Annotated in this window: 15 protein-coding genes; 4 read left to right on the forward strand and 11 right to left on the reverse strand. The window is 53.1% G+C overall.

All coding sequences use genetic code 11. The features are described 5' to 3' along the window. Positions 1 to 363: 363 nt before the first annotated feature. Complete coding sequence (locus ACR0J1_RS16500; RefSeq protein ID WP_480733577.1) at positions 364 to 933, forward strand: DUF2087 domain-containing protein; 570 nt, start codon at positions 364 to 366, stop codon at positions 931 to 933. After that, positions 926 to 1,306, forward strand: coding sequence for a GFA family protein (locus ACR0J1_RS16505; RefSeq protein WP_480733576.1), 381 nt, complete (start codon positions 926 to 928; stop codon positions 1,304 to 1,306). The genes ACR0J1_RS16500 and ACR0J1_RS16505 overlap by 8 nt, the downstream gene beginning before the upstream one ends. 208 nt (positions 1,307 to 1,514) lie before the next feature. Here the strand turns inward: ACR0J1_RS16505 and ACR0J1_RS16510 are convergent, their stop codons facing one another. The 3 genes from ACR0J1_RS16510 to ACR0J1_RS16520 are packed head-to-tail and all read right to left on the reverse strand — an operon-like array spanning position 1,515 to position 3,093. Next, on the reverse strand, positions 1,515 to 2,429 hold the full coding sequence (locus ACR0J1_RS16510; protein WP_480733575.1) for a DMT family transporter: 915 nt from the start codon (positions 2,427 to 2,429) through the stop codon (positions 1,515 to 1,517). Then, positions 2,426 to 2,773 carry an antibiotic biosynthesis monooxygenase family protein gene (locus ACR0J1_RS16515; protein WP_480733574.1) on the reverse strand — a complete coding sequence of 116 codons (348 nt, stop codon included), beginning with the start codon at positions 2,771 to 2,773 and terminating at the stop codon, positions 2,426 to 2,428. Before ACR0J1_RS16515 ends, ACR0J1_RS16510 begins: the two co-directional genes overlap by 4 nt. Next, a complete protein-coding gene (locus ACR0J1_RS16520; protein ID WP_480733573.1) occupies positions 2,770 to 3,093 on the reverse strand; it encodes an NIPSNAP family protein in 324 nt (107 codons plus the stop codon). The genes ACR0J1_RS16515 and ACR0J1_RS16520 overlap by 4 nt, the downstream gene beginning before the upstream one ends. Before the next feature lie 73 nt (positions 3,094 to 3,166). On the opposite strand from ACR0J1_RS16520, the gene ACR0J1_RS16525 reads away from it, so the two are divergent. Beyond that, positions 3,167 to 3,850 (forward strand): ArsR/SmtB family transcription factor, encoded by a 684-nt coding sequence (locus ACR0J1_RS16525; protein WP_480733572.1) that lies wholly within the window; start codon positions 3,167 to 3,169, stop codon positions 3,848 to 3,850. 71 nt (positions 3,851 to 3,921) lie between these two features. Here the strand turns inward: ACR0J1_RS16525 and ACR0J1_RS16530 are convergent, their stop codons facing one another. The 7 genes from ACR0J1_RS16530 to ACR0J1_RS16560 form a co-directional block, all read right to left on the reverse strand. Beyond that, a complete protein-coding gene (locus ACR0J1_RS16530; protein ID WP_480733571.1) occupies positions 3,922 to 4,350 on the reverse strand; it encodes a RidA family protein in 429 nt (142 codons plus the stop codon). Positions 4,351 to 4,609: 259 nt separating this feature from the next. Further along, on the reverse strand, positions 4,610 to 5,911 hold the full coding sequence (locus ACR0J1_RS16535) for a sensor histidine kinase (protein ID WP_480733570.1): 1,302 nt from the start codon (positions 5,909 to 5,911) through the stop codon (positions 4,610 to 4,612). A 116-nt stretch (positions 5,912 to 6,027) separates the two neighbouring features. Further along, positions 6,028 to 6,435: a response regulator gene (locus ACR0J1_RS16540; protein WP_480733569.1), complete on the reverse strand. Its 408-nt coding sequence runs from the start codon at positions 6,433 to 6,435 to the stop codon at positions 6,028 to 6,030. Positions 6,436 to 6,460: 25 nt separating this feature from the next. Next, on the reverse strand, positions 6,461 to 8,407 hold the full coding sequence (locus ACR0J1_RS16545; RefSeq protein WP_480733568.1) for a sensor histidine kinase: 1,947 nt from the start codon (positions 8,405 to 8,407) through the stop codon (positions 6,461 to 6,463). A 206-nt stretch (positions 8,408 to 8,613) separates the two neighbouring features. Beyond that, the gene (locus ACR0J1_RS16550; protein WP_480733567.1) at positions 8,614 to 8,928 is read right to left on the reverse strand and encodes an Hpt domain-containing protein; all 315 of its coding nucleotides are present in this window, start codon (positions 8,926 to 8,928) and stop codon (positions 8,614 to 8,616) included. Positions 8,929 to 8,952: 24 nt separating this feature from the next. Next, positions 8,953 to 9,930, reverse strand: a complete 978-nt coding sequence (locus ACR0J1_RS16555) for a response regulator (protein WP_480733566.1) — start codon at positions 9,928 to 9,930, stop codon at positions 8,953 to 8,955. A 225-nt stretch (positions 9,931 to 10,155) separates the two neighbouring features. Then, positions 10,156 to 13,194, reverse strand: coding sequence for an autotransporter outer membrane beta-barrel domain-containing protein (locus ACR0J1_RS16560; protein ID WP_480733565.1), 3,039 nt, complete (start codon positions 13,192 to 13,194; stop codon positions 10,156 to 10,158). A 338-nt stretch (positions 13,195 to 13,532) separates the two neighbouring features. Between ACR0J1_RS16560 and ACR0J1_RS16565 the strand changes: the two genes are divergently transcribed. Beyond that, a complete protein-coding gene (locus ACR0J1_RS16565) occupies positions 13,533 to 14,699 on the forward strand; it encodes a Hint domain-containing protein (protein WP_480733564.1) in 1,167 nt (388 codons plus the stop codon). 90 nt (positions 14,700 to 14,789) lie between these two features. Here ACR0J1_RS16565 and ACR0J1_RS16570 read toward each other — a convergent pair whose 3' ends face one another. Then, on the reverse strand, positions 14,790 to 15,527 hold the full coding sequence (locus tag ACR0J1_RS16570) for an asparaginase domain-containing protein (protein ID WP_480733563.1): 738 nt from the start codon (positions 15,525 to 15,527) through the stop codon (positions 14,790 to 14,792). Positions 15,528 to 15,606: the final 79 nt, after the last annotated feature.

A 15,606-nucleotide genomic window follows, 5' to 3' on the forward strand; every position in this document is an offset into this window, starting at 1 on the left:
AGCCGATCCATTCCAGAACGGCCCTTGCTGCAGATCGCGGCGAAGGTGTCAGGGGAGCCCATTCTGCCGGATGCTGCGATGTAGACGAATGACAGGTTTTCATTCTAAAATCGAGAATCTAGCGAGGCCAATGCCATCTATGACAGATCGTCATTCTGCCCATTGGCCGACCAGCTTGTCTATCTTGCTACCATAAGCTATTCGTATCATCACGGTCGGCAGACACCGAGGCGTCGCTGCTCCTTTGGAAGAGCTAAACCTGCCATCCTGACCAACGGCATCGCATCTATTCACTCTGATATGAGCGCCGCGTCATAAAGCCAGCGACCGATGATAGCGACTGGCGCTCGCCGTGGATGAACTATGCCGAAGACTCCTTTGCCGCTTCGAGCGGACGACTTGACGACTTTTGTGCGTGCCCTCTCAGAACAGTTGGGTGACGCGGGCCCATCGCACCTGACGCTCATGAATATGGCCGCGCGAGCGGCAGGCTACCAGAATGTGCAGCATATGCGCTCTGCATATGCAGCGGAGCAAAGACTGGAGCGCGTATCGCAGGAAATTCCTGCCGACGCCCGAACAGTTGAGCGTGCTTTGCATCAATTCGATAACTTGGCTCGTCTCAAACGATGGCCTTCCAAGCGCAGTATCCAGACACTTACTCTTTGGGCACTGTGGGCAACGCTGCCAACTGGCCGCCCCATGAAAGAGCAAGAAATCAATGAGCGCTTAAATGAAGAACACTTGTTCAACGATCCAGCCACGCTTCGGCGGACCATGATTTGCTGTGAGCTTCTATCGCGCCGTAAAGATGGTTCAGACTATCGACGGATCGAAAAAGAACCGCCCGCCGATGCCAAGGCGCTCATCCGTGCGCTCGGACCGCGCCGCCGGACGCGCGCTGAAGAAGTGGTGGAGCGGACCGATGCATAGAGGGTCCTGCTTGTGCGGTGCGGTTCGGATCACAGTCGAAGGCGATCTTCCGCAGCCGAATGCCTGCCATTGCTTCGCGTGTCGAAAGCAAACAGGTCACTTCGGAGCTTCGCTGGATGTTCCACGCTCGGCGCTAAAGATCGAGGGTGAGGAGGCGGTCCTCTGGTACCGTTCGTCCGAGAAGGTTCGGAGAGGTTTCTGTGTTACCTGCGGGTCGACGCTGTTCTGGGACCCGATCCACCACGACTGGACAGCGATTGCGATGGGCCTCTTTGATGGGCCAACCCAAACCTCGTTGTCGATGCATATCTTTGTCTCGGAGAAAGGTGACTACTATCAGATTGGCGATGGTTTGCCACAGAACGCCCAGTAAGCGCGTCACCCTTGAGGCGAAGGTCACCCCCTTAGTCTAGCGCTTGTGCGCAGTCAGACATTTCAAAAGCGGCCATTCGCGCAACCGCAGTAATAGTCCCGCTGGTCCCGCGTCGTCCCAGTTTATGCGCCATGCAGTGAAAGTCGATCCATAACAGACCAGCCCTTGTTGTAGAACGCGGCGAAGGTGTCAGGAGAGCCCCACCTGATCATCTGTCAGACCGCAGCGAAGGTCCGGTTTTCCCTTTTGCGGGCCAGTTGATCAATGCGACTCCCGCTATTGACGCACAGAGCCCTACCGCCACCGGGAGCGTGAATGTCTCGCCTAGGAACACGAGGCCAAGGATAACGCCAATGCCTGCCCGCAGATAGCTTTGGCTCGCAACCCCCATGGAACCGAGTGTGCGCAACAGCCGGAAGTAGATCAGGAGCGCAACCCCGGTGCAGAGGATTGACAAGATCGCCGTTGCGGCCATAGCCGTTAGGCTTGGAGCCAACGTCCACGGTCGATCCAGCAAGAGCGCAAGAGGCACTAGAACAACCGAAGCCCAGATCATCGTGCCGGTGGCTGTGGTGACGGCGCTGATATGGCCAAAGCGCTTGCCATAGATCGCCGCACCAGCGTAAAGCGCGGCCCCGATGAGGCAGGCGATTTGCTCGGCGACCTGATCACCGAGACCGCGCAGGACATCCACGCCGACGATTAACGCGACACCGACGAGACCGAGAACCGCCCCGGCCAATTTTCGCCCACCGAGCGCTTCGTGCCGCGTGACGAGCCCGGTTATGAGAAAAACGAAAATTGGGGAGGTCGAGTTCAGCACACTGGCAAGGCCGGTCTCGACGTATTGTTGCCCCCAGGCGAGAACGGTCCAAGCTCCGATGCTGTTGAGCACGGATTGCAACAAAAGCATCCGCCAAGTGCGGGCATCGCGCGGCAACTTTTCGGATCGTGCGCCCATCACCAGAAGCAGGAAGAGGGCCGCGCCCAGCACGCGGAGCGCGATCAGTGTGACAGGAGGAGTCTCCGCTACGGCCACTTTGATGAAGAGATAGGATGATCCCCAGAGCAACGCCAGAAGGGCCAACAGTGGCAGTTCTGTCCGTAAGTTGGCCGATCTCATGCTGTGTGTGCCTTTCGGCTATCAGTCGGCGCCTGTGCCCGGTCGAACATGCCGTAGTCCCGGATCACGCTGGCGATCCGCAAGCGGTAGTGGTCGAAAATCCCACTACGCCCTTTTGCCTGCGCGCCTCGATGAGCGTTGAGGTTGCGCCAGCGGGCTATTGTGTCTTCATCCTCGAAGAAAGATAGGGACAGAATTTTGCGCGGGTCGGTGAGGCTTTGGAACCGCTCCACGGAAATGAATCCGTCGATCTCATCGAGCATTGGGCGCATCTCGGCGGCGATGTCGAAATAGTCATCCTTTCGGCCCTCTGCCGGTTCAACTTCGAAGATCACTGCGATCATGTGCTGTCTCCGTGCGGTGCAGAGACGAGCTTGAGCCAGGTTCGATCCTCGCGGAGCAAGAACTTCTCGTTCTTAGCGAATTCGTAGTTTTTGCGCCCGAGTGGATCGGCGGCGAGACGCGCGCGATAGGCTTCGTAGTCAGCTAGGCTTGCCACATTGTAGATGCCATAAGCGAGGGTCGATGACCCCTCGTGGGGCGCGTAGTAGCCGATCAGATCGGCACCGCAGCGTGGGATCGCCTGGCCCCAGTTTCGGGCGTATTCCTCGTACTGGGCCTTCTTTGTCGGGTCGATATGGTAGCGAATTATACAGGTAAGCATAACGGATTCCTTCCAGTGGTTTCCACGATCCTAGAGGTTTGCTATCCGTAGATGCTTCGACTAAGGTCGAACTATGAAAGAAGGTCCAGATATCGCCCATATCGCTGCTTTGATCGGCGATCCTGCTCGTGCCAACATGCTGACCGCGCTGATGAGCGGGAAGGCCTTGACGGTCAGTGAGTTGGCTGAGGAATCAGGGGTGACAATCCAGACGGCGAGCTCGCATCTGTCGAAACTCGATGAAGGGGGCCTGCTAAGGCCCCGGAAACAGGGCCGGCACAAGTATTTTTCGCTGGCCAGCGATGATGTTGCGCATGTCCTGGAGGGTCTGATGGGCCTCGCGGCTGGTTCGGGATACTTGCGAAAGCGGACGGGCCCCAGAGACGCAGAGCTGCGCGAGGCGCGCGTATGTTACAACCATCTGGCCGGAGACATGGGCACGCGGATGTTCGACAGCTTAATGGCGCAAGGGCACCTGGTTTTGGATGGCCAAGAACTGGAATTGACCGATTCAGGCGCTGCATTTGCCTCAGAATTTGAGATCGACGTAGATACCCTGCGCAAGGCGCGTGCGCCGGTTTGCCGGGAGTGTCTCGACTGGAGCGAGCGCAGATCGCATCTGGCGGGCAGCTTGGGGCGCGCGTTTCTGAGCCGCTTTGAGGAGCTGTCTTGGGCAAAACGGGATCAGAAAACGCGGGTGGTGACCTTTTCTCGAAGCGGCGCAGCCTCGTTCAACGAGATGTTTCCTTTGGGCTGAGAGTATTCTGCGTTGCCGATAGGGCGCGCAATGGAGCCTTAAGTAGGCGGCTTCTGCGCGTGGCACAAATGTCATCTTTCAGACTTTGCAGCGATAGCTGTAATCTCAATCAGAGTAACTTCATCTCCCAAGTCAGCCCCCACGCAGGCTCTTTGAGACCAATTCTCTTTTGGTCCGATCCAATCACACCAGACCTCATCCATTGCTGGTTTCATCGCCATGTCGCTCAAGAACACAGTGACCTGAAGAAGTGTCTGTTTTCCGCTACCTACTTCTGACAGCTTGCGATCCAGAAAGCGCAGGCAGTTGCGTGTTTGGTCAGTAATCCCCTCTGCCGCTTCAGGGTCGTAGGCAACCACGTAGGCCATGCCATTGAACGCGACCGCATCACTTCGTCCGCGTGCACTGCTAAGAACCCGTTTGATTTGCATTGTTTTGATCTCACTGGATCGTTTCCTTGATCTCTGAATAGCAGACATTCCACTTGAGAAAACTGGCATCGGCTTTGTCCGCGTCTGCTCAGTTCGTGCTCCGCGCCGCTAAAGGTATTCCACCCCGGAACGATCGTTCATGGATCTCGCGGCAAAGGTGCTGGGAGATACTCCAGCGCCGTGAGCTGATGTACCGCGTCGCGCTTAAACCCGGCGCTGCAATTACTTGCCCCCATGTCGAACGCCTTGCCTCAAAGCTAGGGACAGTTCGACTAGTTTCAGATACTTGGAGGCTCAGGTGGCATTCTGTCATCAACGGAAGACCCGTTCATGCTCTCAAGGTAACGAGATTCAGTTCGACAGCGAAAGTCGTTCCCGGGCCAGCGTTTTTGGTATAAGTTATGGTACCATGATGGGCATTCATGATTTGTCTGGAAATGTTCATGCCCAGGCCTGTACCACCAGTTTTGCGCGTATCTGATGAATCCACCTGCGTAAACCGGTCAAACACTTTTGCCTCGTGCTCTTCCGACAGCCCAATTCCTTCATCCCGAAACAGAACCTTTGCTCGCGTGTCCGAAACCTGAAGCGATACACGTATTTCGCTCTTGGCTGGCGAGAACTTGATCGCATTTGACAGTACATTCAGGAAGACCTGTTGCAGTCTTTGTTGATCCCCTCGCACAATGACTTCGCAGTCAGGGAGATCAGAGCTTAAGACAATCCCCGCATCGCTCGCCAACAGGCGGTTGTCGGCGAGCGTCTCAGCAACCAATGCAACCAGATCCAGGTTTTCATGGGAATAGGCCATGCGGCCAGACTCGATACTCTGTAGATCAAGTATCTCTTCAATCAGTTTTAGCAACCTCATGCAGTTCCGATGTGCTACCTCCAGCACCTCCGATACTCTGTTGGGGAGTTCTCCAAGCTTACCCGTCCGAGCCAGATCGACTGATCCCCGTATTGAAGCAAGCGGTGTTCGCAACTCGTGGCTCATCGTCGCGATGAATTCAGATTTGGCTTTATATGCTATTTTTGATTTCTCATGCTCAGCCTTCAGAAGGTCGAACTGTTTGACCTGATCACGGTATTTCCGAAGGTAGCCGAGCGAACTATCGATGATAAATGTCAGAACAAAGATGCTTGTGAACAGTTGGGCCCAAGCCTCCGAATGAAGTGGCGCACCGGTAATAACGATATCTCGGATTGGTATGAACAAAAATGCCGCGCAGAAGCAAACAAGTCGTGTTACGAGGACATGCAGGACATAATGGCTATTCATAGCTGCAAATAGTGCAGCAGCAAACAGGAAGAAGGAGGACATAAAATGGGTCGTTGGCCCTTGGATTATAGCGATGCCAACTGAGTAGGTAATGATCAATGAGGTGCTAAACAGCGTGCTCAAATACAGATAGGGAAGCAATTTTCGCGCGGCCGCGTCGCTGAGATCCATACACGCCATAACACGGTTGAAGAACCAGAAATCGTACAATTCAGAAAGCACAAGAAACACGAGCATGATGCCAGCGAATTTTGCGTCATAGTAGTAACCAGCCAAAGCGAGGGCTGCGGCAAATATGAATATCCTTTGCCAAGTCAAGTCCAAGCCAGCTTGGGCGTAGTCCTTCATTTGTCGCATGAGAAGCGACATTGGTCTGGTTGGTACTTCACCCACCTCTAAGTCTGATGGGTCATTCAAGTCCTTACGCCCCGTTCTTACCCGAATATGAGCAATCAATAAGAAATTTATGACATCGAAAATCTACTTTGGGTAGAGTTTTTTGCGAGGAGTTCATTTAGTTGATCTGCAAGGGTAAGAGGATCAAAAGGCTTTGTTAAACAAGCCAGCGCACCACCGCATGTAGGTGATTCCTGAAAGCTGCTTTCGGCTTTTGCAGTCATGAATACAACAGGGGTGTTTTTGTACTCATCGAGTTTTCGCAGTTCAGCCAGAAGCTGGGGTCCATCCATTTCCGGCATCATCACATCAAGCAAGAACAGATCTGGTTGAAGCCCACTCAAGTTCTCAAGTGCCTCATGTGCGGAGCTGAACTGAGTTACTTGGAAATCTCCGACGAGTTCGAGCGACATGCGCGTAATTGTGAGCATGTCTTCATCATCGTCTACATGCACCACTCGTTTTGGATGGCTCATAACAATAGTCTTTCATCACAATATCTCACGAGCCTAGCTCACCAGTATTGTCATTTCCAGAAGTAACAGCAGCCCGCTCGTTTGAAAGCGTGAAGTCAACCATGAGGATTACTTCAAATTTGCTGCCCTGGCCGAGTGTACTGGAGACCGATATCTGCCCGCCATGCAACTCCACCAGGTTCTTTGTTATGGCAAGGCCAAGCCCGGTTCCGGATTGACCTTGCTGCTGTTTGCCCGCAACCTGTTTGAAGCGATCGAAAACCAAACCCAGTTGATCCTCAGGGATACCTTGTCCGCTGTCCTCGACCACGACCTTGACCGACGTTGTGCCGTTCAGAACGGAGATATTGATGAAACCGCTATCCGTAAACTTGATCGCGTTGTTGAGGAGATTCACAAAAATTTGTCTTAAGCGCATGGGATCGCCATGAATCGAAACCGGATCCGCCTCGACGCGCAGTTGCAAACCTTTTTCATCGGCCGCGACGCCAAATTCATCAGCTAGACTGTTGAGCAATTTGTCGAGTTCAACGGTTTCCGTATTCAGTACAACGCTCTCTGAATTGAGTTTGGCCCAGTCAAGCACCGAGTTGATGAGGCCGAGCAAGTGTTTACCCGAGGCTTCGGATTTGGCCGCTTGCCCAACAACCACGTCCGTAAAGTCATCTAGTAGCTTTGTAAGATCAGCGTCGTTACCAAGTTCCCTCCGCAAGGTTTGGTATTGAGGATACAACGCGACGTTCTTGAGAAATGCAATATAGCCAAGCACCACAGACAGGGGTGCACGTAACTCGTGGTTCATGTTGTTAATGAATTCGGTTTTTGCTGTGATGGCCTGTTCGGCAGCATGAAGCGCCCGTTTTAGCTCGGTGATGTCCGTTCGGATTCCGACGGTACTACCGTCACTGGTTTTTGACTCTGACGCTTTGATCCAGCTGCCATTTGCAAGTTCAACTTCTGTTTGACCAGTTGGGTTAGCGTGCAGCGCGAGCCGCTCCGCAATCCACTCCTCTTCGCATCCGTTTGCCTCAGGATACTGACCCCGTTCGACGCCATCGCGTAGAATGGCCTCAAATGAAACGCCCGGCACAATTTTCTCACGCGAAGCTCTAAAGAGCTCTCGAAACTTATCGTTGCACATGACAAGTCGGTCATTTCGGTCAAAAATGACAAAACCATCGTGAATTGAGTCGATGGCATTCATAAGCTGGCGCCTTGCCTGCGCCCTTTCTATGATCAGGCGCCGCGCATAATTGACGCCAAATAGCGCGATCACAACAATTAACGTGGTTGTCATTATCAGAACAAAGCGATGAGACTTGTCGATTTTCCAGCCATTGGTGGGCATCTTTGCAAGTTCCAGCACCACATCACCCAGCAGAACTTCCGTGAGAACGGGATCGGTTGCCCAAACAGACGGTGATCCAAACAACAGGGCATTGTTCTCGTCATTCTTTATTCGCGCAGAGGACATGAACACATTTGGTTCAGCATTCATCCCGGCCTCCTTAAGAAGCCAATCAAAATCCAGAACAATGTTTCCGACGATGTTTCCGGGTCCGGGTTGCGCATTTCTGAGCAAAAGCCCACGGCCTCCCTGAAACAACTCAATCGGTCCCACGATGACAGTCTCTTGTGTGTCAATTGCCTTCTGGACTGACTCTAGTTGCTTGGCATCGTCCCGATAATCGTAGCCAAGCGCGGCGCGGTTGGGCTCAATCGGGTGCACATCCGTGATTACGAAGTTCTGCGACCGGGCGATATTGACGACGCCGGGGTTATTGTTTCGAAGCAGCTGGGCCAAGGTCTGAAAATCGGAGTCTGTCTCAAATGCTTGCGCTACCGCGAGGCTGCGGGACATATGGCTATAACTCTCGATCAGACGGTCAAGACGGAATTTGACCGAATTGAGAGTTCTTTGGACATTCGCACGCTCTGCCTCTAGCTTTTGAGCGACGATAACATGATCCATGAATGCGACGCTCAATACGCCGAGCAAGATGATCGAGGCATATATCAGTGAAACTGTCCGCCGGTGCCGCCGCCTTCGCTCCTTCAGTGTTTCCCTTCGGTCCTGCAAACCAGCTTCCTATCGTTCAAAATCAACCTGTGTCCTCTGTCTACGAAATGCGCCTTTGTTCGCACACAGCAAAGGGGGAAATCTCTAAAGAGACTCACCTATTCGTTGAGGTCTTTTAAGCTCGCCATGAGTTCTTCGAGTTTCGGGCCGAGATCCACCCAGCCCACCTGGCCTTCTTTCAGACTGATGTCGATATGCTCTGCCAGGTCGCCGATAGCAGGAAACCCAATAGATCCAGACAAACCCGCAAGCTTGTGGCATTCGCGCCGAATACTCTCGAGTGCCGCAGTGTTAGTTGGTTCGGCCTTGAGGTCCGTTGCCGCAAGCGAAATAACGTCCAGACGCTCCTGACACGAAGTCAAAAACTTGGAGCGCAAACGTAATAGAGCATCATCAAAGCTGTTAGTGCTCAACGCGCTGTCCTCTCATGCCGGCAATTACATTCCATCGGTCTGGTTCTGCGCTTCAAGTGCCGCTGACAGATTTACCCCCGACTCCGCTCCAACAATTGCTTTCGACGCATTTGCATTCTCCAGTGCTGTCTCAAGAACTTCCGTCGCCGACGATAGATTGACAATCCCGCGCGTGATCGGAGATCCGATTTTCATCAGCGTCGGCATCTGACCAAGGTTGGCATACCATTCGTTCAGTGTCAGAAGTTTTACTTCGAGCTGATCCGTGAGATCTTCGACAGAAATTTCCGGAACCCGCTTGGCCAGCGCCACAAAGGTTCCTGACCCGGCATATGAAAGGATTGCATCATTGGCGATCAGTGCCTCCGCAATGATCTCGGCGATGTCAGACATCGAGTCTTGGAACGTTGAGTTGTCCAGCGTCATGAACAATTGCCGCGCGTTTGCAACCTGAAACCCAATCGCGACTTGGCTGAACATGCTCATTGCACCCAGTTTCAGCACATAGTTTTGCAGGGCAAGATAATCTAAACAGGAGTAGTCCATTTCAAGTCTAAAGGTATCTGCGAAATGCAACCTCCGGGTATCGTCCTTCTGTAACAAGGCGGCTTGGCGCGCGGCACGTTCGCGCGCAATACCCGAGGCCATTGTCATCCGGCCCTGCAGTTCTCGCCTGTTGAGCGGCTTGGTCAGATAATCGGTCGCGCCGGCTGCAAATGCTTCGTCTACGCTTTCTATCTCGGAACGTGCCGTGACCATGACAATCGGGATATCGGATGTATTGACTTCAGCCCGCAGGGCACGGCAGAGCTCAATACCATTCATACCTGGCATATCAATATCCAACAAAGCACAGCTAAACAGACGAGAGGGTTCTCGGACCAGGTCTATCGCTTCTGCCCCAGAGTTTACGATGTGAACATCGGTGTATCCGCACGCCGCCAATTCCATGGACATCAGGTCACAAAATAGAGGGTCATCATCGACAACCAGGATTCTCATTCAGAACTCCCCGGCAAAAGAGAAAATGCATTGGATAATTTCCCGTATAGATTGCGCTTTATCTTGAGCTGACGTCAAGTCAGTGAAATAACAATGGCTTCAGATGTGATGTCGTCTAAGTCTGGGCTGTCTTTTGTTGTTTCAATTCGTGCAATCAGCCCGTTCAAATCATCACAGCTGGCGCGCAAGCAATGACAAGTAGCGTTCCTTTCCCACTGAAAGCCTTTAGAATAAGAACCTTAACCCGACGGTACCGTTGAAGTTTTCGGTTTTGATGTCTGCGGTCCGATCGAATCCGGTGCTATATGCAACTTCGCCGTACAGATTAGCGTTGCCAAACAACCCAACTTCGCCACCAAGGCTGAGCTCTACACGTTTACTATTCGACGCCACATTAGATAGCTGCGTGCCTGCAACCGTAACCGCGTCACCGTCATAAACGAAATCACGGATCAGGCTGCCCACAACGTAGGCCTGGAGCCGGTCGTCTATCGCATATTCATAGGCCACGCCAATCCGACCGCTGGATGACTCCTGCGTGCCCAAATCGATAGAGTTATCTTGGCGATCGACAAAGTTGCCCATGTCAACGCGACCCCATGTGAACTGGAACTGAGGCACGATACTGGTATTCTCGCTCAGAGCGAAGCGCTGGCCGAACTCCAGGCTCGCGGCAAATAGTGTTGAACGCTCGCCCGAAGCTGTCTCACCAAGTATTGAAGAAGATATATCCGTCTCGAGCCAATTGGCCTGAACCTGGGCATCCACATACCCCCCGGAAATGCCGTAGTAGGTCGCCGTTGCGCCCAGACCATAACCGCTGGCGTCAATACCCCCGGTGAACACGCTGGTTCTGTTTGTGATTGTCGCCGATAGTTTACCATATTGAGCCGTCAAACCCAGAACCCACTGGCCCAAATCACCTTCTTCAACCGCAAAGTCCGCCCCCAACTGTACACCCCAGAAGTCGCCGTCACTCCTGATACCAGTATTGAAGCCACGTTTGGCGTTGTCGCCATAAAACCTCACCCAAGTAGGTCGGCCTGCCACCTGCGATCTTGCGCCGACGCGTTCGCGCAAGGTCGGCAGATTGTTGAACGCCCCACCTAGGACCGATCCGGTCACACCATAGGTCGCTCCCGCCGGACCGAGTTCCCCCACCAGCACAACAGTGTTACCCACTATTTCAAACTCATAACGATAAGCCCCGACCTCATAAGAGCTTTGGCCGGCAAAGACAAAAGCGTCTGCAGAGATGGTGCCATCCACCTGTACGAGCACGACATCAAAACCGTTGGCTGCGCCTGAGGAGACATCCGCAACCTCAATAGTACTGCGACCTAGAGCTGATCCCGCGATATAAAGCGTGTCAGCGCTGTTGGTGGCATAGTCGACATCGAAGCGCAGTCGCCCAGAACTCGAATAATCTCCTGCGAATTCGACACGGTCTCCTACCGATCCATTCCCCAGGTCGATCAAACCATTATTGATGACATCACCAGAAAACCGAGTTGTGCCGCCAAAGACCTGGATCGCCGCTCCGGCCTGAATTGTGGTAAGCGTAGAAGAAACGCGTTCCCCAAAACGTAATGTCGAGCCAGACTGAACGTCGATGGTCTCCCAATTACTAACAGCACCATTCACTGTGCCGCTGGTCCCGCCAGAAAACGTCAAAATATCGCCAGTATCTGCGCCGCCATCAAGATCGGAGATCGTCTCGAGACTTACGGCATCCAGTGTCAGCACGTCGCTGCCACCGCCCAGCCTCGCGCCGCCGGACCAGTTCCCCAAAATCGCGATACTTGACGCTCCAGCACCATTCTGGATATCGCCGGTTAATCTCGCGCCGTCATTTAATGTGAAAACATCATCTCCGACACCCAGCAATACATCTCCTATCACGACACCACCTGAGTTCACGGTGAATTGGTCATCATTTGCTCCAAGCACACTGGTGCCCAAAACGGTCCCGTCAACAGTCACCTGCGCGCTGCCGTCTTCATCCCGTATGGCGAAGCGCCCCGCATCGATACGACCAGTTGTGCCAATACTGATAATCGCTGTTTTCGTCGCGCCGCCCTGCGAGATCGTATATATACCGTCCCGACCAGCATTAATTGCCCCATCAATCGTTATCGATGAATTTGACGTAGTGTTCAAAACTCTGATCGCGTCGGCATTGGTTGCCGTCGTCGTGACATTGGAGCCAGCCGCGAGAACGACCGTGTTTTGATTGGATACAAGGCTTTGGCTACCGTCCCCCAGAGCAACGAGCGCTTCATCCGAATTCACCTGAACTGCATGTGCAGCGCTTCCGGTTGTTCGGATATTCGTCACGCCCGAAGATTTCATCTCAACCCCAACGCCATTGGTAAAGATGCCCCGAGCGGAATTTGCGGCAACTGATAAATCCAGGGTATCGTTGAATGTAGCAGAACTGTTGAGCAGGGTCAGCCCATTACCTGCTGTTAGATCAATCGTCGAAGCACCATCAAATGTAGCATCGCTTCTGTTCGTAAGGCGCAGGCCGCCAACTCCTGTAAAGAGACTCGTGTCTCCAAACGTCAACGAACCGCGGTCAGCGTTGACGTGCTGTGAGCCGCTGCCAGTTGCTGAGAAAATGGCCGCACCTTCGAAATTTACGGTACCACCGTCGGTCGGCGTGACAAGGCGGGTGTTAGCCGCCGTCGACTGAACAGTAGTTTGCCCTCGCACAGTAGCGATGTTGCCGGCTCCGGCGACATCCAAACCAACCCCAAGCCGGTTAAGTCCAGCGATCGTTAGATTGCCACCATCAATTGTGAATTCATTATTGCTCGACCCATCAGCCCCTAGTCGGATTGCATAACCTCTGGCGCCAGCGCTTGGCGGATTTCTTGAGTTGATAACAGTAACATCTCCTCCGGAAATCGTTAGACTCGAGTCTTCAACAACTGTAACCGTGGAAACCCCGTTGGAGTCAAAAGTGACAGGTGCTGATGCAACACAATCCGAGCCGCCATCTGCTGTGTAGGTACTTCCCGGAGTGCTGCAGGCCGCCCGAATTGAGGTCACGGTCAAAGGCACTAACGCCGTTGAGCATAAAATCGCAGCAAGAAATCTAACAGGACTGTTCATTGTTTTTTCACACAAAGAAACAGTTGCATCAAATTCAGGTAGACTAGCATGAGAACCGCTGTCAAAGTATCGTAATGATACCTGAAAAAAGGAGACTAAATGTGTTATTTTGGTAACATCAGTCCCTTTGCGACCGCAACTCAGCATGCGTACACCAGCAGATAAATCGCTTCCGCTGTTTTGGGAGCAACGAAGGCCACATACATGGTCCAAAGGTGCCGCTTCCGAGCGTTTTGCACCTGTAATTGATGCCTGGTGGTGCGATCCATACGATGGAACTGTAAGATCGCGACGTGATTGTCTCAAATAAAGCAGACCCGCCGGGAAGTTGGAGGATCTGCTCAAATGTACTGGTACTAAACAGTGGGAATCGCTACGTAATACCGCTAAGAAAGCTTGTGTGGATTAACCCGGAGGTTGCTCACAACAGTGTGCTAACGCGCCTCAACTATCTGGGGTAGGTTCGCTTCAGACGGAATACCGAAATGGCCTTCATCTCTGAAATTCACTACCGGACCGCTGATGTAGAGGTCAGTGACAGCACAACCCACGAGTTTGTAGAAATCACTCTAGGGCCAGACGATGATCCCGCCGACTTTGTTGTTTCCTTTTATGGAAACGATGGTGCCCTCATGGATGATGCAGGGGACAACATTCAGGCAACGGGAGTGGCTAATGGCGAAGTCCGGCTCAGCGATCTCGTTGGCGTCCCTGATCCGGACAATCCTGACTTCACGATCTACACGATCACCGCCACGAGCCCTGACCGCGAGTTGATCAACGCTACTCCAAGCCAGGTAGCTGATGAAGCCAACTATGTTGCGCTGACCAATACATCAACAGGCGTGGTCGACGACGCGATTGGCATTGGAAGCAACGGTCCAACTACATTGACCGGCGGGGCCGCAGACGGTGCAACGACAACAAATGCTCCGACGGTTGGGCCCGGCGAGTCGGTTCAATTCGACGAAGAAGGCAACAACGTTTCAGGGCCACGTACCCCGGGCAATTCGGATGTGCCATGCTTCACCGCTGGCACATACATCACAGTTCCCGGAGGGTTGCGATTGGTCGAAGACCTCGCAGTCGGTGATGAGGTCATCACTCTGAACCATGGTCCGCAACCCATTCGTTGGGTGGGTCGTCGGCACCTGTCGGTTGCACAGCTCAACGCGAACCCCAAACTCAAACCAATTCGGATCCGCAACGGCAGCCTCGGTAACGGCTTACCAAATCGAGACCTACTGGTTTCCCGGCAGCACCGGATGCTTGCATCATCGCGTATTTCCATGCGCATGTTCGGCGATACGCTCTCACTGATCGCGGCGATCAACCTTACACAACTGTCGGAGGTTTCCGTAGTAACCAAGCCGCGCGATGTGATGTATTTTCATCTGATGTTTGATCAACACGAGATTATCTTTGCCGAAGGCGCCCCTACGGAAAGCCTGTTTCTTGGTGCGCAAGCTCTTGAAGCCTTGGGGGCGCAAAGCCGGGAAGAGATATTGACGCTCTTTCCTGAAGTCGCGCGGGCAGATTTTAGACCGCGTCCTGCTGCGCACTTGCCTGTTCAGAAGAGACAGAAAAAGTTGGCAGCGCGGCATATCAAGAATGGTGTCCCCTTATTGGACACAGATTGGCAACACACTTAGCCATAGATACAGTCAATGGTACGATCTTGAGATCTTTGACGGCGGGAGCACTTCTTCGTCAGCGAAACCGTATAAAACGGCTTCAGTGCATTAAACGTCGAAGCGTCCAGCTTTCTGGTTTTTCTCCAGGTCTTGCGCGTTGAAGATACAACCGTTCATGATGCCATAAACACCGGCGGGCAAAGCCTGGGCCGCGATTACTGCGCCGCCAAGGTTGAAATCGGCATCCGACTTACCCAGTGAAAATGGCCGCATGGCACCGGTTAGCACGATGGTCTTGCCGCGGGTCTTCCCATCAAGATATCTTGCGGTTTCATCCATTGTGCTGGTCCCATGAGTGATCACGATGCGCGTCTCAGATTGTTCGTTAATGGCCTGAAGGATGTCTGCCCGATCTGCATCGGTGAAATCGAGGCTGTCTTTCTGACAAATCTGACGAACTTCAGGAAAGTAGCATCTACCGACTTTGAGGACTTTCTCCACCTGGTTCTCGCCCGAGCTTGGGAAAGAAAGAGCTTCTTCAAACTCGTTATGAACCTTTTCCAGGGTGCCCCCGGTCGCCAATATTACCAGAGAATTTTCCATCTTCATTCTTCCTCGTTCCAGAAGATACACCACCTGCTCAGCCACAGGGATAAACTGTTCTCCCGCAGGTGTCAGCCTGATCGGGTGTTCGGAACGATCCAGTAGCGCAACCCCTGCCCATTCCTCAAGAGCCTTTATTCGACGAGACAGCGCTGAATTCGTAATGAGCCGCTTGTCCGCGGATTGACCGAAATGCCCTGTTTCCGCAAGCGCAATGAAGTCTTTCAACCAAGCCAGTTGCATGGGCAACCTTCCTTCTAATTTGAGGCCTTCCCAGACCGACTCTGCATGTTTCAACTGGCAGCCAAACTTGGATATGAGA

It is taken from the genome of Ruegeria sp. CJ3 (assembly GCF_056536725.1).